Source organism: Acinetobacter sp. BHS4, from assembly GCF_018454425.1.
In the GTDB taxonomy this organism is placed as follows: Bacteria; Pseudomonadota; Gammaproteobacteria; order Pseudomonadales; family Moraxellaceae; genus Acinetobacter; species Acinetobacter pittii.
Genome location: NZ_CP075323.1, coordinates 2,560,660 through 2,583,064, shown reverse-complemented (window position 1 = coordinate 2,583,064; position 22,405 = coordinate 2,560,660). Strand labels below are relative to the sequence as shown.

Sequence of the window (22,405 nt, the reverse complement as noted above, 5' to 3'; positions counted from 1 at the left end):
CTTTTTTATTGTCTAAAAATATCTGGAGAAATTAATGGAACCAGTTTCTACAAGCGGTTTAACAGCATTATTAAAATTTTATGGGGCAGCAATTATGGTGACTTTAGCAGTCGCTTTAGTTGCAGCAGTTGTATTGATGACACGTATGCCACGCTCACCTCAAGAGTGGGCAGTGGGCTTGATTTGTACAGTTGTATCAAGTCTGGCTGGTGGCTCATTCATTATTGTGAAGTGGGGGCTTCACGAATGGATTACTGATATTTGGGGAATGATTGCACTCGGCGGCTTCTTCTTTATTTGTGGCATTCCCGGTTGGGCTTTGGTCCGATGGATCTTCAACTTTATTGATAAACAGGAAGGTAAGACGATTGTCGAAGTAATTAAAGAAGTTAAGAAAGCCAAAAGAGACATCGAAAACAGTTAATGCCGCCTTCAGGCGGTTTTTTACATCTAAAGGAAACTGAAATGAATATTGAACAATACCTTGAAGAACTCATAAAACGTGAAGGTGGTTATGTAAATAACCCAGCGGATCGTGGCGGCGCAACCAAATACGGTATTACTGAAGTAGTTGCACGTACTAATGGCTTTAAGGGAAGTATGCGAGATTTACCGCTTGATGTGGCCAAAGCTATTTATCGCAAAAACTATTGGACCGCTCCACGTTTTGACCAGGTGAATGCCGTTTCTTCTGCAGTAGCTGAAGAGCTTCTAGACACTGGTGTGAATTGTGGTACCGGTTTTGCAAAGCCACTTTTACAACGTGCTTTGAACTTGCTTAACAACCAAGGTAAGGCTGGTTTTCCTGATCTTGTAATTGATGGTGTTTATGGCTCGGAAACGCTGAGAGCTCTAAAAACCTATTTGGCCAAACGTGGGAAAGACGGCGAGAAAGTGCTTGTGCGAGTTCTTAATATCATGCAAGGCCAGCGTTACATTGAAATCTGTGAGCGCAATCCAAGTCAAGAACAGTTTTTCTATGGCTGGATCAGCAATCGAGTGGTGATCTAAATGGCTCAAGCAGAAACAGTAACAGAGCTTACGCCATATTTAGAATATTGGAGCAGCGGCATCTATATGTTTAAGTGCCCCGGGTGTAAATATTTACATCCTTTCCATGTAAAAGAGGGCGCACATCATAATGGTAGCATTTGGAATTTTAATGGTGATGTCGAAAAGCCCACATTTACACCTTCATTACTTGTTAATGACCATTATCCAGCAAGCCGATGCCATCTGTTTTTGACTGAAGGGAAGATTCAATTCTTGACTGATTGTCATCATGAGCTCGCTGGCTTGACCGTTGATATGGTGCCAATCGATGTTTAAAATTTTGATGTTATGTATCCTATTATCAGGATGCTCAGCTCATACAATCAATAGTGATGTGAATATAGTTATTTGTGTAAAAGCCCTCTAAGGAAGGCTTTCACAGTTTATGCATTTTTGATATTAGCTAACTGATTATTTTTACTAAAATAAATACATATTAAAATAGCAATTAATATTACTCCGGATGCTGCAAAACGGCTTAAGTCTAACCCTCCAGCGGAAAGGGGCTTATCTAAAAAGTCTCCAACCACAGCACCCAAAGGACGAGTTAAAATAAAAGTACTCCAGAATAAAAATGTTCTTGAAGCAGAAGTGAATTTATACAAAAACACCATCAATAAAATGAGTGATGAGAAAAGAGCAATCCCGCCACTATAGCCTAATCCAATCGTATCTGCTGACCAGTCACCAAGAGCTGTACCCAAAGTTTGACTAAAGGTAATTGTTAACCAATAAAAGACTTCTGATTTAGGTTTATTAACGGTATGAGGGGAGACGCTGCCTTCAACTTTATACCAACCCAATAGTGAGAAGATGACTAAGCCGAGGAGTAAGCTACTTCCTCCACTATAACCAATACCTAAAGATCGAGTGACAAAGTCTGCTAATGTTGTACCAACAGTTGTACTCGCAATAATGGTAAACCAATATAAATATGGTTTATAACTTTTTGCCTTAATTTGACAGATCAATAAGATAATAAAAATTATGGCAAAAATAAAAGTACTAGTTAAATACCCAAGTTTCAATGACATTGAAAAACTATCTCCGCCAGTTTCACCAAAAGTAGTTGCGAAGATTTTAGTAATCCAGAATAGAAGGGTAACTTGGGGGACTTTAGTTATATACTCACTCATTTCATGACTTGAATTATTCATCTAAGAGTCTCAAATGATAAATTTATCAAACAATAAATTTTTAAAATTAAGATGAGCTTAAAGATTTGTTTTTAATAATATAGCTTTGTATTCTTATTGGTTACTAAGCTCATTTTTTAATTTCTATTTAAGTTTTACTAGCTAAGATTTCGAGTTTTTAATATTTAGTGGTTTTTTAAATGCTAGTAAATTGTTTAAAATTCAAAAGGATAAGTAGTAATATTACACTATCAAATTTTAATTCGCTTTTATCTATCTGGCTAGGTTTATTTTTGAATATAGGTTTTTTTAAAAAAATCTATCAACTTACACCTTATAATAGTATTAAGTCAGCTCTTTTCTTAGGGGCGACATTAGTTATTTTAATAGCAGCATATAATTTAATTTTTCAATTAATAAATTGGAAATGGACTGCCAAAATCTTTGCAATTTTATTGATATTTATTGGTGGCTTTAGCTCTTATTTTGTAAACACATTGGGTGTCATTATTTCACCCGACCAAATTCAAAATATAGTGCAGACCGATGTTTCGGAAGTTACCGATCTAATCTCTTTACGCTTTGTTTTATGGACAGTTTGTTTTGTTATTTTGCCCATTTTTTTAATTACTCAAGTTAAATTTAAACAAGAAAAAGCATCACGGTTATTATTGAAGAAAGTATTTTCATTGGTAGTTTCATTTGCAGTGGTCGGTGTTTTACTTTTTACCTACTATGTCGATTTTGCTGCAATATTTCGTGAACACCGTGATTTAAAAGGAATGATTTCACCGCAAAATAGTATTTCATCGCTTATGTCTTACTATCATAAGAAGGCTCCGAAGAAAAATCTACCTCTTGTGTTATATGGTCAAGATGCTCATCAAGTTCAGCAAGTACAAAAGAACCTCCCTAAGTTAATGATACTTGTTGTAGGTGAAACGGCACGTGCCGAAAGTTTCTCTCTAAATGGGTATGCAAAAAATACGAATCCGGAGCTTTCTAAACAAGATATTTTCAACTTTTCGCAAGTGAGCTCATGCGGTACGGCGACAGCTGTTTCTGTGCCATGTATGTTCTCGGGTATGCCACGTGTAGATTATGATGAGCAATTAGCTAGTCACCGCGAAGGTTTATTAGATATTGCAAAACGTGCGGGTTACCAAGTGACTTGGATTGATAATAACTCGGGTTGTAAAGGTGCATGTGATCGCGTTGAACAATACCAGATTCCAGAAAACTTAAAGAAAAAATGGTGTAAAGATGGCGAATGTTATGATGACATTCTCATTGACAGCTTAAAGCAGTATTTGGCTACTATTGCCAAAGATGATGATCGTCCGCGTTTGATTGTTCTGCATCAAGTGGGTAGTCATGGACCTGCATATTACAAGCGTGCACCTGAGGCATATCAACCTTTTAAACCGACTTGTGATACTAATGCGATACAGGGCTGTTCGCAAACTGAATTGCTAAATAGTTATGATAATACAATTGTATATACAGACCATGTATTAAGCCAAATGATTAATACTCTAAAAGAAATATCAAAGTATCAGACAGGTTTATGGTATTTATCTGATCATGGCGAATCAACCGGAGAACATGGTTTATATTTACATGGTTCACCTTATGCAATCGCACCGAGCCAACAAACACATGTACCAATGATTATGTGGTTCTCTGAAAGTTGGAACCAACATAATCTTGCTCAAGTGAATTGTTTAAGCCAAAAAACTAAACAAAAGTTAAGTCAGGATAATTTATTCCCAAGTTTGTTAAGTTTGCTGGATGTAAAAACTAAGGTAGTAAATAACAAACTTGATATGTTGAGCCAATGTAAATAAATATATTTTTAATTTATATAAAACGAAGCAAAATAGACTTGTTTCGTTTTATAAAATGTATTGGTTCGTAATTAGCACACATTTTAAGATCCCTCTAAAATTATTTAATAAACCTTCGTAAGCTATGCATCAAACTTACAACAATATAATTATTCTTAAAACCCAAAGACCACCCAGATTCTTTATAGAAAGGTTCACCATATTTAATTGTATGCTCGATATAAAAGTAAACCCAATATTTCATTTCTTAATTCTCAATTATTTAGTAAGTAATTTAATTTTTTCTAACCATTTTGCATATGCTTCAGTTTGCTGGGGTAGGTACTCATAATAATCATATGTGCCTTGTTCGCCAGACATTACATGGCCAATCATGAGTTGAGCCACATCACGCGATGTAAATGCACTGAAGTTAGTTCGTGCTGTTCTTCGTAGGTCATGAAGGGACCAATGCTTCATAAAATAGTCATGATGTCTTCTTAGGCGCTCCATTAAATAACGAGGCAATGAATTAGATGATCCATGACTCATAGGTGTTTCTTCACTATCATTCGTTAAGAAATACTCACATGAGCTATAGTCGAAAGCTTCGACAATTAATGCCTCCATTTCAGGCAAAATAGGGCGAATAATTTCACGGCCAGTTTTCTTTCCTGTCTTATTGTTTACTACAGGAACAAGCCAGACCTTTCTATTTAAATCGAAATCAGTCTTTTTAGCTTTTCTGAGTTCGCCATTTCTACAACCAAACATTAAACATAGTTTTAAGAAAATTTTGTTTTTAGGCAAAATGTTTGATTCTTCAATAGCCAGCCATACCATTTTTATTTCATCATCAGATAGAAATCTGGTTCCTCTATTTCGCTCAATGCCCAAATCTTCCTTGGCATAGATGTCAGATAAAACATTTACCTCAAGTAATTGTCTTTTTTTGGCCCATTTTAGAACCTGTTTTGCATTCGTTAATACGCGATCAGCAATCGAAGGTACATCATCTGCTAATTCTTCAAGTAAGGCTAACCATTGTTGCAGAGTAATGCGCTCAACTGGTAAATCACCGATTTCAGGTATTACATGCTGCTCAAAAGTATTCTTAATTTGCTGGGCAGATGTTTTCTTCTTTAGACAATAACTTTCATACCAATCATTAAAGACATCTTCAAATGTGCTTGCATCGATGTATTTTTGCTGCTGTACACGAACCTCAACTTTAGGATTCATTCCCTTATCTAATAGTGAACGCATTTCACTAGCTTTTACACGTGCATCTTTGAGAGAGATATGAGGGTAGGTGCCAAGGTCTAAACGTTCAGCTTTACCAGCAAAACGATATCTAAGCTGAAAAACAATTTTACCTTTAGGTGAGACTCGAACACTCATTGAGTCTCGATCTGCTATTTCTTCAACCTTATCACGTGCCTTGCCGTTATTAGCTTTCAGCCACACTTCAGTTAAAGCCATAGTCCACCTGTGTACATAATTTTAGTTGAGCGAGAGGTAAGTGCAAATATGTACACCAATGTGTACATAATTAATGAGACTTATTCTGTCCTAAAATGTCTTAGTATGTCTATATTAAAAACGAGGGAAATATTGAGAAATAAAGCTTTTATTGTTGTTTTTGTCTTAGTGTGTCTTAGAGTGGCTAAATGGCATTAATTCTTTTGAACGATTAATGCCATAGTTGTTCCATATAAGCCATGACCCTGAGAGGCTTTTCAGGGTCAGTTACACAAAAAGTGAAGTCTTATTTTTGTTCAAGCCATGCAGGCAATGCTGCGATAACTTGTCCAAACTTCTCGTTAAGTGGCGCGCCACCTTGTGCTAAGTCAGGTTTACCACCACCTTTACCACCTAACTCGGTTGCTAGATGTTTGATGATGTCACCTGCTTTTAGAGTTGCAGTGTATTGTGATGCAACTGAAGCAAGTAAGCTGACTTTGTCACCCTCTACACCAGCTAACACAATAACTGCATTCTCTAATTTCGATTTAACACTGTCGTGTAAGTTGCGAAGTGATTTTGCATCTACACCTTGAACAGTGGTAATAAGCGTTTGACGACCAGCAATGGTTTGTACCTGATCAATCAATTCTGACGCTTGGAAGTTTGCCAATTTCTGATTGAGCTGTTCAATCTGCTTTTGTAATGCAGAAACCAATTCAACATTGGCTTGTACACGCTCAACAGTTTGGTCTTTCTGTGCTTTTAATAAGCCATTAATGTGCTGGATATCAGCATCAGTTTTTTGTACTACATCTAGCGCTTTAGTACCTGTAACAGCTTCAATACGACGTACACCAGCAGCTACACCACCTTCAGAAGTGATTTTGAATAAACCAATATCACCTGTACGTTTAACGTGGATACCACCACAAAGTTCAATTGAGAAGTTTTTCTCATCAATAATTGAACCCATAGAAAGTACACGTACTTCATCACCATATTTTTCACCGAACAACATCATGGCACCTTTAGCTTTTGCAGCTTCGATATCAAGAAGTTCGGTTGTTACAGCACTGTTTGCAATAATTTCTGCATTCACTAAACGTTCAACTTGTTGTAACTGTTCAAAAGTTACAGGTTGGTCATTAGCAAAGTCGAAACGTAAGATATCGCTTGCAACTAGAGAACCTTTTTGTTGTACATGTGAACCTAAGATTTGACGAAGGGCAGCATGTAATAGGTGAGTTGCAGAGTGGTTACGTGCAGTTGCTTCACGAATGTCTGCTTTAACAATCGCTTCAACATTTTGATCGGCTTTAAGACTACCAACGGTCACAATACCTTGATGAACAAAGGCACCACCTGACTTTTTAGTATCTTGAACTTCAAAAATACCAGTTTCATTTTTGAAGATACCAGTGTCGCCAATCTGACCACCACTTTCAGCATAGAAAGGAGTTTGGTTTAAAACGATAAGCGCTTCATCACCTTCAGAAACTTCGTCAACTTGTACGCCATCTTTATAGATCGCTACAATTTGACCTTGACCAGTGGTGTTGATGTAACCATCAAACTGAGTTTCGCCTTCAACTTTTACAATGTTGTTGTAGTCGACTGCAAACTTACCAGCATCACGAGCACGTTGACGCTGTGCTGCCATTTCTACTTCAAAACCAGCTTCATCAATAATAAAGTCACGTTCACGTGCAATATCAGCAGTTAAGTCTGTCGGGAAGCCGTAAGTGTCGTAAAGTTTAAATACAGTGGCACCAGGAATCGTCTTATCTTTTAATTGAGCAAGCTCACCTTCAAGTAGTTTTAAGCCTTGCTCAAGTGTTTTAGCAAACTGTTCTTCTTCACGAATTAAAGTTGCTTCAATCACATCTTTACGAGCTGCAAGCTCTGGATATGCATCACCCATAACTTCAATTAAAGGTTGCAACATTTTGTAGAAGAACGTACCAGTTGCACCAAGTTTATTACCGTGACGAACAGCCCGGCGGATAATACGGCGAAGTACATAACCACGACCTTCATTACTTGGGTTTACACCATCAGCAATGAGGAAACAGCATGAACGCGCATGGTCTGCAACAACACGTAAAGAAGGCTGACCTTGGTCTTCAATACCAATAATATTTGCAGCAGCTTTTAATAAGTGTTGGAACAGGTCAATATCATAGTTTGAATTAACATGTTGCAATACAGCAGAGATACGCTCTAAGCCCATACCTGTATCAACAGACGGAGCAGGAAGAGGGTGAAGCACGCCATCAGCAGTACGGTTAAACTGCATGAAAACGTTGTTCCAGATTTCAATGAAACGGTCACCGTCTTCTTCAGGTGAGCCTGGTAAACCACCCCAAATGTGATCACCATGGTCAAAGAAAATTTCAGAACATGGACCACATGGGCCAGTATCACCCATTGCCCAGAAGTTATCAGATGCGTATTTTTCGCCTTTATTATCACCAATACGGATAATACGTTCTGGTGCTAAACCGATTTCTTTGTTCCAGATGTCGTAAGCTTCGTCATCGGTGTGGTAAACCGTGGCATAAAGTTTATCTTTTGGTAAGGCAAGCCATTGTTCGCTGGTTAAAAATTCCCATGCGAATTTAAGTGCATCACGTTTGAAATAATCACCGAATGAGAAATTACCTAACATTTCGAAGAATGTATGGTGACGTGCAGTGTAGCCAACGTTGTCTAAGTCATTGTGTTTACCGCCAGCGCGTACACATTTTTGAGATGTAGTTGCACGCACATAGTCACGTTTCTCAAGACCTAAAAAGCAGTCTTTAAACTGGTTCATCCCAGCATTTGTAAATAATAAAGTTGGGTCGTTGGCAGGAACAAGAGAACTCGACGCGACACGTGTATGCCCTTGCGTTTCAAAGTAGCGCAAAAATGCTTCACGAATTTCAGCAGATGTCATTAAACGAGTACTCACAACCAAGTCACTCCATATTTTCGAATTTGGCTAAATGTATCAATGCCTGTTTGTTTTATGCCAAACCTTGCATGTGATACGGGGCTTATTTTTTAAAAACGCTAAATTGTAGCGGAAAAACCCCACCGAACCAACGATTTTAAAAGGAATATCTTACAAAACTGTGATTTGGCTAAAAATCTATATTCAATTGGCCTTGACGTGCTTTACTATATGCCTTCTTTAGTTTGTAGTTTTGTTGATAAGGATTGGTCATGCAACGTATCGCCATTAATGGGTTTGGTCGGATTGGACGTAATGTTTTACGCGCCTGGTTCGAAAGCCCAAAACAATTTCATTTTGAAATCGTGGCGATTAACGATATAGCAGATGTCCAGACATTAGTGCATTTATTTAAATATGATTCTACGCACGGCCGCTTCAATGGAAATGTAGATATATTCATTGAAAATGAAAAAGTTTTTTTGAATATTCAGTCAAATCAACGAACGCTAAAAGTTGAGGTTTTAAAGCAGAAACAACCTGAACTTTTACCATGGTCTAGTTTAGATATTGATGTGGTACTTGAGTGTACAGGACTGTTCCGTTCTCATGCGGATGCGACACGTCATCTACAAGCAGGGGCGAAGCGGGTCATTATTGGGGCGGCACCTTTTGATCATGTTGACGCAGCCATTGTTTATGGTGTGAACCATAATGAAGTCAAAGTGACTGATCAGATCATATCAAGCGTTTCATGTACTACGCAGGCTTTAGTTCCATTAGTCAAAATCATTGATGATGCTTTCGGTATTGAAACTGCGCTTATGACAGAAATTCATGCAGTGACAGCAGATCAATCTGTTCTTGATCACGCGCATCGTGATTTACGTCGTGCTAGAGCTTCAGGGCAAAATATTATCCCGACCACATCTAGTGCACTCGGCGCATTAAAGCGTGTTATGCCTAAAATGGAAGACCGTATTGATGGTTATTCAATTCGTGTACCAACTATTAATGTGGCGGCAATTGACTTAACTTTTATCGCGCAATCTCCAATTACTGTGCATCACATTAATGAAATACTAATTAAAGCATCTCAAACAGACTATGCAGAAATTATGGCGGTAACAGATGAGCCATTAGTTTCGAGTGATTTCAATCATTCACCTTATTCACTCATCGTTGATTTAACTCAGACGATGGTCGTTGGCCATCAAGCTAAAGTATTCGCTTGGTACGATAATGAATGGGGCTATGCAAACCGATTATTAGATTTGTGTGATTCTTTCTAAATTTAAAATACCTTAAGAAAGCTATTCAAAGATTAAATCTGGTTAACTAGCAACAAGGAGATAGCTCAGATATTGGCCCATTCTTTGGTCGAAGAACTTTTGTCTATGATATGAGTGAATGAGAATAAAGTATTGAATATTATTATTAATTCATTAAATCTTCTTTTTGACTTTAGAGTTTATTAAGAAAGATTTATGCAAATTGTCAGGTGCATGGCACAAAGTATCATGCTACACTAAGAGAAATCGGGTGTGTTCCCGATTTTTTTATGTGGGGTCGTTCCACGTTGATCAGATTTTAGGCTTGAAATATGACCATTTCAGAGACATGGTTGCTGCCTGACGGGGTAGCAGATGTATTGCCGGAACAGGCGCAAGTCATTGAAAAACTTCGCCGTGAAGCTTTAGATTTCCTCGCGGTACGAGGTTATCAATTGGTATATACACCATTTATCGAATACATCGAATCGTTGTCTTCATTATCAGAATCAAATCAAGACTTAGATTTAGTAACTTTTAAGGTCATTGATCAGCTCTCAGGCCGTTTACTCGGTGTTCGTGCTGATATGACGCCGCAAGTTGCACGTATCGATGCACATGTAAGACCAGTTGAAGGCGTTGCACGTTACTGTTATTCAGGGACTGTATTACATACTAAACCACAAAATTTCAATGCCACACGTGCACCGCTACAATTAGGTGCAGAGTTATACGGGCATGACAGTATCGAAGCTGATGTCGAAATGGTCGATGTTATGCTGGGGTTGATCGAGAACATCTATACTTTACAAGGCGCGCATTTAGATTTGGGTCATGTAGGGTTGTTCCGCAGTTTAGTAAAATGTGCTGGACTGTCAAAAAATGAAGAGCATGAGCTTTCAGATCTTTATCAAAGAAAAGCGTTACCAGAGTTAGCTGAATTTACTCAAAACCTCAATATGGGTTCTGATTTCTATGCACTTGGCCGTTATTCTAGTGATTTAGAAGCATTGCAGGCGAATTTAAGTGCAAACATCTTACAAGATGCTGAATTTAAGTCAGCATTAGATGCACTTAAAACAACACTTGCGCAAATTAAAGGCCGTTGGCCAAATCTCAATATCGGTATTGATGTTGTAGAGCTACGTAGTTATCACTATCACACTGGCTTAATGTATGCGGTCTATGCACCGAATCGTGCTGCGCCTTTAGCACAGGGTGGCCGTTATGATGGTATTGGTGAGCACTTTGGCCGCGCACGTCCTGCTACTGGCTTTAGTTGTGATTTATATGCCTTAGGTGCAAATCAGTTCGCTGAAATCGAAACTGTTGTTGCTCCAAAAGGCTCAGAACAGGATTTACTCTCAGCAATTTCGAATGCACGTGCTCAAGGTTTACGTGTAGTTCAATTGTTAGGTAATGATGATTTAAGTTCTATTCCATATGCGACCCATCAACTCGTGTCGCAAAATGGACAATGGAATATTGAAAAGATTTAATCGCCAACGGTAAATTTTTACTGGTGGTTTCCAATTTTAACAGCATGATGTAATGAGGCTATTATGGGCAAAAATGTTGTGGTACTTGGTACCCAATGGGGCGACGAAGGTAAAGGTAAAATCGTCGACCTGCTCACAGATCAGGCGGCTGCGGTAGTACGTTATCAAGGCGGACATAACGCAGGTCATACTCTTGTCGTAGGTGGTAAAAAGACTGTATTGCACCTCATTCCATCAGGCATTTTACGTGAAAACGTATTGTGCTTAATTGGTAATGGTGTAGTACTTTCACCAGCAGCGTTAATTGAAGAAATGGGAATTTTGGAAGCGGAAGGTGTTCCTGTTAAAGAACGTCTACGTATTTCTCCAAACTGTCCACTCATTTTGCCTAACCACATTGCACTTGATCAGGCACGTGAGAAGAAACGTGGTAATGCTAAAATCGGTACTACAGGTCGTGGTATTGGTCCTGCATACGAAGATAAAGTGGCTCGCCGTGCAGTGCGTGTTGCTGACCTTGTTCGTGGTGGTGCAGCGTTAGAAGAAAAACTCCAAGAAATGCTTGAGTTACATAACTTCCAATTAACTCAGTTCTACGGTGTAGAAGCTGTTAAATTTGAAGATGTATTGGCTCTTTGCAACCAATGGCGTGAAGTGCTTGCTCCATTAGTGATTGATGTGACTAAAGTGTTGCATGACTATCGCAAAGAAGGTAAGGCTGTAATGTTTGAAGGAGCTCAAGGCTCACTTCTAGACATCGACCACGGTACTTATCCGTATGTTACAAGTTCAAATACAACTGCTGGTGGCGTAAGCTCTGGTTCAGGTATGGGACCTTTACATCTTGATTATGTATTAGGTATTACTAAAGCTTATACAACACGTGTAGGTGCTGGTCCATTCCCAACAGAATTAGTTTACGATGCAGCTGCTGATTCTGGTGACCCAATTGGTAAACACCTAGGTACAGTTGGTCATGAATTTGGTGCTTCTACTGGCCGTCAACGTCGTTGTGGTTGGTTTGATGCTGAAATTCTTCGCCGTTCTGTAGATGTAAACTCACTTTCAGGTATTTGCTTAACTAAACTTGACGTTTTAGATGGTTTGGAAGAAGTAAAAATCTGTGTAGGTTATGAAAATACAGATTCAGGTTGTGTAGGTTCTTCAGATGCAGTTTCTTTTGAATGCTTGAAGCCAATCTATGAAACTATGCCTGGTTGGAGCGAGTCGACTGTTGGTTTAACGAGTATCGATCAATTACCAGCAAATGCTTTGGCTTATGTTAAGCGTATTGAACAATTAATCGAATGTCCGATTGATATCGTTTCAACTGGTCCAGATCGTGCAGAAACAATTGTTTTACGTCATCCATTCTCTGCTTAATTAGCAAAGATTAAAAAGGCCTCCTGAAAAGGGGGCTTTTTTTATACCCGACTAAAGTGCAGTTTTCGTTTTATCAGATTCAGATTAAAACGTTCTATATAGATAAGGGAGGATGGGCTCAGGATGAAGCTGCAACCAACTATTTCAAAAACAATTTTTTATTCTTTTTTATTTGCTATTGGTGGTTCACCCACGCTGGCGATGTTAGTTATTTATGGACAGGAGTATCATGAAGATTTCTTTATGACTGCTTTTATGAGCTTGTCGGTTTTGTTCGCATGCGTGTTAATTCCTGTAGTACTCATACAAAATAGTTATTTACTCTGGAAACGGGAAAGTCCTAATCTTGAAGAGAAAGTTAAAACCTTAAGTCATGTTTATTTGGGGTTAAACGTAATTTGTTTAATTTTCTGGATTTATTTGATGACTTTATCTACTTGATCGTTACATAAATACTATGATCATGAAGAAATGAGACATTCAAAGCATGAGTGGTATTTCTTATAATAAGTGCAAAAGAATAAACAGCTTTTTATCGATTTAGGTGATCCGTGTTATGAATAAAAAACTCTTTTTAAGCTTGTGTGCAGCAAGTGTGATGACCATTTCTGGCTGTGCAACAGTGGCGGACATGGCTGGTGCAGATACTGCAACCTTAAATGCTCAATCTGCTCAAGGTTTTAATAAGATGGTGCAGGAAGCACGTGGTAAGGGTGCTCTCGATACAAGTTCTAGTACATATAACCGTATTAATGCTGTATTCAACCGTTTAAAACCATATGCGAACCAGATGAATCAGACTGGTCAACCATTTAGCTGGCAGTTAGCGGTGTTGAAATCAGATACGATTAATGCTTACGTTGCACCTGGGGGCAAGGTAGTGTTCTATACAGGTATTGTGAATAAATTGAACCTGACAGATGCTGAAATTGCAGCTGTTATGGGACATGAAATGACACATGCTTTAGAAGAGCATGCAAAAAGTAAAATCGGTGCACAAGCTTTAACTGATTTAGCTCTAGGCATCGGTTTAAGCTATGCGGGTAATAACGTAGGCCAGCTTGGTACTGCTGCCGCTCAGTTAGGTACACAAGTGGGTGTGGGCTTACCATATTCTCGTAGCTTGGAAAGTCGTGCTGACCAAGGTGGTTTAATGTTGATGGCGCGCGCAGGCTATAATCCAAATGCAGCGATTACACTTTGGGAAAAAATGAATAAGCTTGAAGGTGGCGGTGGTTCATCATTCTTGTCTACTCACCCATCTAACTCACAACGTATTGGTGATATGCGTAAAAACTTACCTGCGGCAATGGCAGTTTATAATAGCCGTAAATAAGATGTAAATTTTATATAGATAAAGAAAACGGATGCTTAAGCATCCGTTTTTTATTTAAGGAGCAGGGTTGGGCTGTTGAGTATGGATGGCCTCAATACCTTTTAGAACTTCACTTGGTAATTCAATCTCAAATGCCTGAATATTTTCTTTAAGTTGATCTAAATTAGTGGCACCAATAATTGTGCTGGTCACAAAGAATTGTTGTTTAATAAAAGCTAAGGCCATCTGAGTTAAGCTTAGTCCATGCTTTTCTGCTAGCTGTGCATATTGTTCAGTCGCCCATTCGCTTTGAGGGTTGCTGTAACGGCTAAAGCGAGGGAATAGTGTTACACGAGCATTAGCGGGACGCGCACCATTTCTAAACTTGCCAGTTAGGTAACCAAAAGCCAGAGGAGAGTAGGCGAGCAAGCCGACATCTTCATATTTAGCAATCTCTGACATACCTATTTCATAAGTACGGTTGAGAAGACTATATGGGTTTTGAACACTTACGAATTTACTGACACCTAGCTTTTCGGCTAAATGTAAAAATTTCATAGTGCCCCACGGGGTTTCATTTGATAAACCAATATAGCGAATGCGCCCGCGATTAATCTCTTCTTGTAGAGCGAGTAATGTTTCTTCTAGAGGTGTTGTGTCGTAATCATTTTCAGCTTGCTGATTGCCATAAGCGAGCGTACCAAAAAAGTTGGTATGACGTTCAGGCCAATGCAGTTGATAAAGGTCGATATAGTCCGTTTGGAGGCGTTTAAGTGATCCATCTAGAGCTTTAGCAATATGGTCACTGTTAAAGCGTGTATTGCCTTCTCGGATGTGTGTTCCTCCAAAGCCCGGACCTGCAATTTTAGATGCGAGAAAGACTTTGTCACGTTGTTCATTTTGGGCAAACCAATTGCCAATAATTGTTTCAGTTGCGCCATAAGTTTCAGGTTTTGGTGGAACAGAATACATCTCTGCCGTATCCCAAAAATATAAACCATTGGCCAAGGCGTAATTGAGTTGTTCAAAAGCTTCTTGTTGGGAGTTTTGCTCACCAAATGTCATGGTGCCTAAACAAATTTCTGGAAGTTTAAGGCCTGTGCGACTAAGTGGGTTAAATTGCATACAGCGGAATCCTTGGAAATTTTGAGTTAGCCTAACGGAGAATATGTATTCAACTTAAATCATAAAATTAGAATAGTTTGTAAGTTTTGTGTATTAACTCATTGTTGCATATAAAAAAAGCAAACCGAAGTTTGCTTTTTATTAAAAATTTAATGAATATTATTCTTCATCGTCGTAGTCATCATCAGAAACAGTGTTTTCTTCTAATGATGCATCAAAAATAAGAATGGCTTTACCATCAGTTTGGATCATACCTTGATCTTCTAAGGTTTTGAGTACACGGCCAACCATCTCACGCGAACATCCCACAATACGGCCAATTTCTTGACGAGTAATGCGAATTTGACGACCATTCGGCAAAATCATTGCTTCTGGTTGAGAAGAGAGATCGATTAAGCAACGTGCAATACGACCAGACACATCAATGAACGCAAGATCTGTCATTTTACGGGTCGTATTTTTTAGACGGCGAACTAATTGTGCAAAAACAGCATAGCTTAAGTCTGGGTATTGTTTGCTAAGTTCGTGGAAGTTGTCATAAGAGATCTCTGCAATTTCACAGACATCACGAGTTCGAACTTCGGCTGTACGTTGAGGGTTCGGTTCGAAAAGCCCCATTTCCCCAAAGAAATCGCCCGGATTTAAATACGCAACAACAATTTCACGTTCATCATCTTCACGCAAAATAATTGAAACTGAGCCTTTTAAAATTAAATATAAAGATTTTGACTCTGTTCCGGCATCAACAATTGTGGTTCGTTTTGGATATCTGTTGATGTGAGCACGTTTTAACAATGCTTTAACGGATTCAGGTAGTTGCCCCGGAGATAAAGCATCTGTGCTGAGTTGTGAAAAATTTGAAGTCATGCTTAATATGTTCCGAATAGGGTAAACAATTCACACAAGCTCGAGATGAGCTATTACACAGAAGAGATGAAATTCCTTATCAACTCATTTTATGTTAGTGTACAAAACAAGGGCCCGTTGACATTTCACAGATGGTTGCAACATAAGACAATTCTTTTAGACGTACCAAATAAGAACTATGAAATTTAGCCATTCTAAATAAATAGATCTTAACAACGGAACGTACAAAATAACTTGGTCTTGCGCTATGCCTGCGCTGCTTTAATTGCAACTCAGATTATGGCTGAAATTTCACAAACTTTATTACAAAACTGGACAAAGGATTGCCATTGTCTGGGTTTTGCGTCTTATTTGGATTAATTTTTAGCTATAACGCAATCCATAGATGAAATGTCAACAGACCCTGCTTAAATTTATAATTTTTTTTGGGTAGTTGCAATGCAAACAAGTGTACATTGGCTAGAGAATGTTGCTTTTGAAGCGAAATCGGATAGTGGGCATAGTGTCATCATGGACGGCTCACCTGAGTATGGTGGTGAAAACCGTGGTCCACGTCCTATGGAATTGATATTAATGGGACTTGGTGGGTGTGCTTCGTTTGATATTGTGACCATTTTAAAGAAATCTCGCCAAGATGTGACGAATGTTGTATGTAATTTAAAAGCTGAGCGCGCTGACGCAATTCCGGCTGTGTTTACTAAAATCCACTTACATTTTGTGGTAACTGGTAAAGCTGTGAAAGAAAAGCAGGTTGCAAAAGCAGTTGAATTGTCTGCCGAGAAATATTGTTCAGCAAGTAAAATGCTTTCCGATGGTGGTGTTGAAATTACACATGACTTCGAAATTATTGAAGCGGAATAAGGCATTTTTTTGCTAACTAGAAATTAAAAAAAGCTGACATTAGAGTTGGCTTTTTTATTGTCAAAAATAACTAAAAAATAATAGGGAGAAGAAAGGTGAATATTCGTTCTGCTAAATCAAAAGATACTCAAGCTATATGTGATCTACTTAAACAGATGGGATACCCACAGCCTTTTGCTCTTATTCAAGAAAAATTTGAGATACTCCATAATGACGCTAATTCACAAATTTTGATTGCTGAAGAGAGGGATAAAATTTATGGTTTTTTATCTCTCTACTTTATTCCGCAAATTGCCTTACAAGGTGACTTTGCCAAAATATGCTATCTGTGTGTTGATGAGAATATGCGCAGTAAAGGTGTAGGGCATTTACTCGTAAAGGAGGCTGAGCAACAAGCCAGACGCCGAGGGTGTGATCGAATCGAACTGCATTCAGGAATGCAAAGACCTTTGGCACATCAATTTTACCTAAGAGAAGGCTATATCGAAGCGCCAAAGTATTTTCGTAAAGCTTTAAATTAACGAGCTGTATTTAGAAAAAGCTGAGGATCTACCCGAGCATTATTAAGGCTCATGCCCCAATGCAGGTGTGGGCCTGTCACGCGTCCTGTTTTGCCTACTAAACCTAGTGTTTCTCCTTGGCGGATATGTTGGCCTTTCTCTACTTTAATTGCGCTTAAATGGCAGAACATGCTGACTAAGCCTTGGCCATGATCAATCAATACAGTTTGTCCATTAAAAAAATAAGATCCAGTTTGGATAACCACACCATCTGCGGGCGCAATAACTTTTTGCCCTACTGGCGCAGGAATATCTAAACCTGAGTGAGGCGCGCGTTCTTCACTATTGAAAAAGCGCTTTCTTCCAAAAGAGTTGCTAAATTTCCCTGAAGTCGGGCGTATAAATGTGGGTAGGGTTTGCCATGAGCTCTGTGTAAATGAGGTATACACATCATTTTGTTCTTTTGCTTCTTGAGCGTAGCGGTCTAATTGACTTTGATTAGGGTTCACATAATCTTGGTTCGTGACTTTAATGCGTTGCTCAGCGTAAGGATAAGACTTAACTGCTATTTGAATCGGGGCTTTATTTGTGTCGAGTTGAATACTGCCGATTGGAGTAGATAATGGAATGCCAAGCACGGCATAACGCTGCTGACCTTCTTGGCTAATTAAAACAGGCTTTTGTTGAAAAGTGACCTGAGTAATATCAGTACTTAGAGGAACAACTGCAATTCCACCAGGTCGTCTGGAGTCCTGTGGGAGCTCGGCAAAGCAATAAAAGGGTATGGATGTAAAAAGTAAAGTGGAGAAAAGCTTTTTTATAAACATAGCTGCCTTATTTTTTATGCAAAGAATAATGAAGATTATATCAATAAGATTTACTTAAAGGTTGTTTTAATTTTTTTAATGATATTATTTATTATTTTATGTTAATAATTTATTGTTTTTTTATGCAGATATCTTTAATTTTATGGTTTTCAGGAATTTTATATTTTAAGTTTTCTAAACTTAATATTTTATTGAAATTTTTATTAATTCTTACTGTTTTGCTTTGATATTTTAAATATCTTGTTATTTAAATTTTTATTATGAATAATGATTTTGTAATTAAATTTATAATCATAATTTTAATTATTATATAAGAAATTTTAAAGGAACTAATATAATGTTAAATATATCTTATAACGATCGTTTTACTGAAGTATGGAAATATATGCAACGTGGGTTGGTTTATCCAGCTCCCCATGCAACTTTTAGTACGGTTTGGCTTAACACAGAAATTACACGTGAAAAAATTAAGCAATTAATGATCGCTGTGCGTCAAAAGGTGCATCATACTGAGGAACTTTCCAGTAAAAATACAACTTTGTCGATTGGTGTGTCTTTTGATAATTGGGATAAAATTTGTAAAACAGAACGTTTATCGCGACCCAAAGGAATGCAATTACATTATCCAGATCAAAACAATTCAAATATCTCAAAAGTTTTTGCGGACTCTAATGGGAGTTTTAAAAACTCGAATGGTGATATTTGGTTGCATGTAAAAAGTGATGATGCTAATGCATGTGAAATATTACAGGAATATATTAAGGAATTTTTAGGTTCAGATATCAAAGAAATAAATGAACAATATACTGCTTCACAATCTAAAACTGGTCGTAATGGTAAGGTTCTGGGTTGCCGTTTTTCTGAAAATTTAAATAATCCATCTGATCCAATTTCGCTAGCAAAGCATACTTTGATTGGTGCAGAAGATATTGATCATTTTGGTGGTTCTTATGTTTTATCCCAACGGTTTCTAATTAACTGGGATCAAATCAATATGATGTCAGAAGATCAAATTGAAGATTTGATTGGACGTAAAACTGATGACACAATTATTCCAGACCGTGATAGCCGTTCGCACATTAAAGCTTCTCGTGTACAAGATGAAAATGGAAATACCACGCCTATTCTACGCTTAGGTTTACCGTTTGGCCGTGCTGAATCAAATTCAAGTTTTAGAGTGCCAAAATCGGTAACTAAAGCTGATGAAGCAGGAATTTATTTTGCTGGTTTTGCAAAAACTGCTGCCATTTTAGAAGAAGTGATGGCAAATCAAATTGGACCAAGACACGATTCAAAGGAAGATTCAAAGCAAGACGCTTTGAACGGCTTTATGAATGACCGTCTATTCAATAATCTTCACTCGGACTTGGGAGGAATATTCTATATTCCAAGTTTAAAAGATTTAAAATTAGATTTAGATAATGATCGAGCATCAGAATATCTAAATACCTTTAATTATCTGAGCGACAACGATAATCTGGATTGGAAGTCATTTCCAGGTATGGATTGGACGCGTTTTGATCGCCATTATACGAATAGTTCTGATAATGGTTTGATGTACTACAACCATAGTAATTATCTTTTTAATATGGCGACTGGGCTAAATCCTCATAGTGAGTTTTTTAAGCCGCCATCAAACCGTATTTTAAGTCTACTTGAGAATACATTTTCTTTATGGCAAGACAACTGGTATTTCAACCGAAAGCAAGAAGAAATTGAGCATGGCATAGATTATTATATTAACCAGTTTAATATTTCTGATAAGCCTGAAAATATTATGGATTTATCAATTATGTTGCGCAAAGGCTGGGCTATTCGATTAAGTTTACAGTTATTTTCATCAGAAAATTACGGTTTCCGTGGAAGAAAAATTTTATTAAAAAATGGTGAAATGATTCCATATTCGAACAGACGTGAATGTGATGGTAAGGTCATTTATGGATCAGATACCTATCGCATCATGCCTGATGAAATTATTGTAGGAGCCATGCCAAACCTGACCTTGGGTGAAGGTCGTTATGTCATGAAGTATTTATCTGAGGAAGAACGTATTCAGGGCTTTTTGCGTAACTTAAGTGAAGCATCAGGTGTTGGACATGTTATTCCGAATTATAAAAAAGCATTAGATTTAGGTTTGGCTGGTTTACAACTGGAAATTGCTAAACATGCAAGCAATGCGCAGACTCCAGAGAAAAAAGATTTTTATGAAGCTTCTAGATTGGCGCTAACCGGTATTTCTGAATATTTCTTAAACTACTCGAAGCTTGCATTTAAAATTGCAGATCAGATGCAAGAAGGACAGCAATTCGAAAAAGATAACTTAACTGCGATTGGTCGACGAATGGAAAAGTTGTCGAAAGATAAACCAGAGACATTTATTGAAGCAGTTCAATTTATTTTTACATTGCATAGCTGTCTGCATTTGAATGGTGAACCAACAGCATTTGGACGCATGGATCAACTGTTACAACCTTTCTTGGACAATCATTCAGCTACGCTCGGAGAGGCACAAGAAATTATTGATGCTTTCTATATTAAGCTAGATGAAAAAGTACAACAAAACCGTATTTTCATGGAAGATCATCAACCTTTCGGTAATCTTGCGATGGGTGGTAGTTCTGGCCCTTATCCTCAAGGAGCATCATTGGGGCAATGGATTCAGCAGATTACAGTCGGCGGTACAAAAGTTGACGGTGAAGCAGACTTTTCTAAAACTGAGCCTGCTTACAATGATGTGACACGATTATTCATTCGTGCATCAGGTCGTTTACCATTAAATGCTCCGTGTTTGTCTTTAAGAACTCGCAAAGATATTCCTGAAGATATTTTAGAAGAAGCTGCACATGCAATTTTATCTGGTGGTGCTCACCCGATTTTATTAAATGATGAAAAGCTTATTCCTAGTCTTCTCCAAAGTGGAGATGGTGTAGGGGGAGATGCGCTCTCTAATTTGCCAATTTGGAACTCTAAAATCGATATTCGTTCAGCGCAGAATTACGCTTGTGATGGTTGTTATGAACCACAATTTCCGGGCGAAAACTGGTTCTCTTTAGGTGGCTTCTCGACATTACAGCCTTTGGAATGTGCATTAAATCAAGGTAGAACAATTTCAAGTGCTGGGCAAAGCTATCTGTTTGGACAAACTGTTTCATTAAATAGCAGACCTGCCGATCAGATTGATAGTTTTGAAGATCTATTAGAGTTATACATGCAACATTTTGAGTTGCTCAATCGCAAGGCATTTAATGGGCAAATTCTAGGTTATGGTGCCAATACGGATATTTGCCCATCTCCAATTCTAAATGTCTTAATGGATGACTGTTTGGCTAAAGGGCAGGATTTTTATAGTGGTGGTGCTAAATATAATATTTATGGACCATGTTATATCTCGCTCAGTAATACCATTAATTCGCTATATGCGATTAAGGCAATGGTATTTGATCCATTAACCGCAGTAACTACATTACCTGAATTGTTAGAGTGCTTATGTTGTGACTGGGGTTATAAAATGACTGAGCCATTTATTAGTAATTTAGCTGGGCATGCTCGTATTGCTGCACAAGCTGATCGCTATAAGCGTTTACGAGAGATTGCTTTGGCACAACCGCGTTATGGACGAGGAAACTCTGAAGTCGATAAACTAGGTGATCAGATTGTTCAAATGATTGCAGAGATATCAGTCGAAACATTTACAAAACCATGGCCCCAATTTGCGCAAAGCATTAAAGATTTAGCTGTGCGCTATGGTTCAAACGAACATCCTTTTGGTCTTCAAATTCAACCTGGTGTAGGAACTTTTGAAAATCATGTGGAGATGGGGGCATGGAATGGAGCGAGCGCTGATGGTCGTCGTTTAGGTACGACAGTAGCATCTGATTTAAGCCCATCACCAAGTCCAGCAGATTTAGCGATTGACCATCAAACTGTTGAGTTTAGTCGTGCTTTGAAAGGTTTTGACGGTAGGGGTACAAATTTAATGGCAGATGGAGCACCTACGGACTTTAACATTCGTGAAGACTTTGGTGTTAAAGATTTGATTGGTATTTTAAAACAGTTTAGTCAAGGTAGTTCATCTAATATTTTAACAATAACGGTGGCTAATCCAGAAACATTTAGTGAAGCTGTAACATCACCTGAGCAGTATAATTTATTACGAGTACGCACTGGTGGTTGGTCAAACTTCTTTACATCTGTGTTCCCGATTATTCAAGAACAGCATCAGCGTCGTCCAATCTCGACGCCAGATATTCCAAAAGAAAAAACAGAGCAAGCTAAGTGTCCGTTCCATCAATTGCATAATTGATTAGCCATTTTATAAGGCAGTCTCTCAAGTGAGGGAC

19 protein-coding genes are annotated in these 22,405 nt (G+C 38.1%); 13 read left to right on the top strand and 6 right to left on the bottom strand.

Annotated features, from left to right (window positions below; genetic code table 11):
• Positions 1-34: 34 nt before the first annotated feature.
• The 3 genes from KIP84_RS12395 to KIP84_RS12385 are packed head-to-tail and all read left to right on the top strand — an operon-like array spanning position 35 to position 1,329.
• The gene (locus tag KIP84_RS12395) at positions 35-424 is read left to right on the top strand and encodes a hypothetical protein (RefSeq protein WP_033848481.1); all 390 of its coding nucleotides are present in this window, start codon (positions 35-37) and stop codon (positions 422-424) included.
• Between the two features lie 41 nt (positions 425-465).
• The gene (locus tag KIP84_RS12390; protein WP_213688617.1) at positions 466-1,011 is read left to right on the top strand and encodes an N-acetylmuramidase; all 546 of its coding nucleotides are present in this window, start codon (positions 466-468) and stop codon (positions 1,009-1,011) included.
• Positions 1,012-1,329, top strand: coding sequence for a DUF6527 family protein (locus tag KIP84_RS12385; protein ID WP_032006863.1), 318 nt, complete (start codon positions 1,012-1,014; stop codon positions 1,327-1,329).
• Between the two features lie 107 nt (positions 1,330-1,436).
• On the opposite strand, the gene KIP84_RS12380 is transcribed toward KIP84_RS12385, so the two are convergent.
• Complete coding sequence (locus tag KIP84_RS12380) at positions 1,437-2,210, bottom strand: hypothetical protein (protein ID WP_213688616.1); 774 nt, start codon at positions 2,208-2,210, stop codon at positions 1,437-1,439.
• Between the two features lie 179 nt (positions 2,211-2,389).
• On the opposite strand from KIP84_RS12380, the gene KIP84_RS12375 reads away from it, so the two are divergent.
• Positions 2,390-4,036, top strand: a complete 1,647-nt coding sequence (locus KIP84_RS12375; RefSeq protein WP_213688615.1) for a phosphoethanolamine--lipid A transferase — start codon at positions 2,390-2,392, stop codon at positions 4,034-4,036.
• Positions 4,037-4,294: 258 nt separating this feature from the next.
• Here the strand turns inward: KIP84_RS12375 and KIP84_RS12370 are convergent, their stop codons facing one another.
• Both KIP84_RS12370 and alaS read right to left on the bottom strand, forming a co-directional pair.
• Positions 4,295-5,497, bottom strand: coding sequence for a site-specific integrase (locus KIP84_RS12370; RefSeq protein ID WP_213688614.1), 1,203 nt, complete (start codon positions 5,495-5,497; stop codon positions 4,295-4,297).
• A 286-nt stretch (positions 5,498-5,783) separates the two neighbouring features.
• Entirely contained in the window at positions 5,784-8,420 is a 2,637-nt protein-coding gene (alaS, locus tag KIP84_RS12365) for an alanine--tRNA ligase (protein WP_039757442.1), read from the bottom strand.
• A gap of 269 nt (positions 8,421-8,689) precedes the next feature.
• Here alaS and KIP84_RS12360 point away from each other — a divergent pair, with 269 nt between their 5' ends.
• From KIP84_RS12360 to KIP84_RS12340, 5 genes are all read left to right on the top strand, one after another.
• Entirely contained in the window at positions 8,690-9,709 is a 1,020-nt protein-coding gene (locus KIP84_RS12360) for a type I glyceraldehyde-3-phosphate dehydrogenase (protein ID WP_005076995.1), read from the top strand.
• Positions 9,710-10,020: 311 nt separating this feature from the next.
• Entirely contained in the window at positions 10,021-11,187 is a 1,167-nt protein-coding gene (locus tag KIP84_RS12355) for an ATP phosphoribosyltransferase regulatory subunit (RefSeq protein ID WP_014206187.1), read from the top strand.
• 63 nt (positions 11,188-11,250) lie between these two features.
• Positions 11,251-12,570: an adenylosuccinate synthase gene (locus KIP84_RS12350; RefSeq protein ID WP_002121613.1), complete on the top strand. Its 1,320-nt coding sequence runs from the start codon at positions 11,251-11,253 to the stop codon at positions 12,568-12,570.
• A gap of 123 nt (positions 12,571-12,693) precedes the next feature.
• Positions 12,694-13,011, top strand: coding sequence for a hypothetical protein (locus tag KIP84_RS12345; RefSeq protein ID WP_002121533.1), 318 nt, complete (start codon positions 12,694-12,696; stop codon positions 13,009-13,011).
• A 115-nt stretch (positions 13,012-13,126) separates the two neighbouring features.
• Positions 13,127-13,906, top strand: a complete 780-nt coding sequence (locus KIP84_RS12340; RefSeq protein WP_002121572.1) for a M48 family metallopeptidase — start codon at positions 13,127-13,129, stop codon at positions 13,904-13,906.
• A gap of 54 nt (positions 13,907-13,960) precedes the next feature.
• On the opposite strand, the gene KIP84_RS12335 is transcribed toward KIP84_RS12340, so the two are convergent.
• Together KIP84_RS12335 and crp are read right to left on the bottom strand one after the other, a co-directional pair.
• Positions 13,961-15,010: an NADP(H)-dependent aldo-keto reductase gene (locus tag KIP84_RS12335; RefSeq protein WP_213688613.1), complete on the bottom strand. Its 1,050-nt coding sequence runs from the start codon at positions 15,008-15,010 to the stop codon at positions 13,961-13,963.
• A gap of 159 nt (positions 15,011-15,169) precedes the next feature.
• Complete coding sequence (gene crp / locus KIP84_RS12330; protein ID WP_005070320.1) at positions 15,170-15,877, bottom strand: cAMP-activated global transcriptional regulator CRP; 708 nt, start codon at positions 15,875-15,877, stop codon at positions 15,170-15,172.
• A gap of 240 nt (positions 15,878-16,117) precedes the next feature.
• Here crp and KIP84_RS12325 point away from each other — a divergent pair, with 240 nt between their 5' ends.
• From KIP84_RS12325 to KIP84_RS12315, 3 genes are all read left to right on the top strand, one after another.
• Positions 16,118-16,237, top strand: a complete 120-nt coding sequence (locus KIP84_RS12325; protein ID WP_002121587.1) for a hypothetical protein — start codon at positions 16,118-16,120, stop codon at positions 16,235-16,237.
• A 78-nt stretch (positions 16,238-16,315) separates the two neighbouring features.
• Positions 16,316-16,738 carry an OsmC family protein gene (locus tag KIP84_RS12320; RefSeq protein ID WP_002121528.1) on the top strand — a complete coding sequence of 141 codons (423 nt, stop codon included), beginning with the start codon at positions 16,316-16,318 and terminating at the stop codon, positions 16,736-16,738.
• Positions 16,739-16,833: 95 nt separating this feature from the next.
• Positions 16,834-17,259 (top strand): GNAT family N-acetyltransferase, encoded by a 426-nt coding sequence (locus tag KIP84_RS12315; RefSeq protein WP_213688612.1) that lies wholly within the window; start codon positions 16,834-16,836, stop codon positions 17,257-17,259.
• Here the strand turns inward: KIP84_RS12315 and KIP84_RS12310 are convergent.
• Positions 17,256-18,065 (bottom strand): M23 family metallopeptidase, encoded by an 810-nt coding sequence (locus KIP84_RS12310; RefSeq protein ID WP_213688611.1) that lies wholly within the window; start codon positions 18,063-18,065, stop codon positions 17,256-17,258. The genes KIP84_RS12315 and KIP84_RS12310 overlap by 4 nt on opposite strands.
• A gap of 337 nt (positions 18,066-18,402) precedes the next feature.
• Between KIP84_RS12310 and KIP84_RS12305 the strand changes: the two genes are divergently transcribed.
• A complete protein-coding gene (locus KIP84_RS12305) occupies positions 18,403-22,368 on the top strand; it encodes a Dyp-type peroxidase (RefSeq protein ID WP_213688610.1) in 3,966 nt (1,321 codons plus the stop codon).
• Positions 22,369-22,405 lie beyond the last annotated feature (37 nt).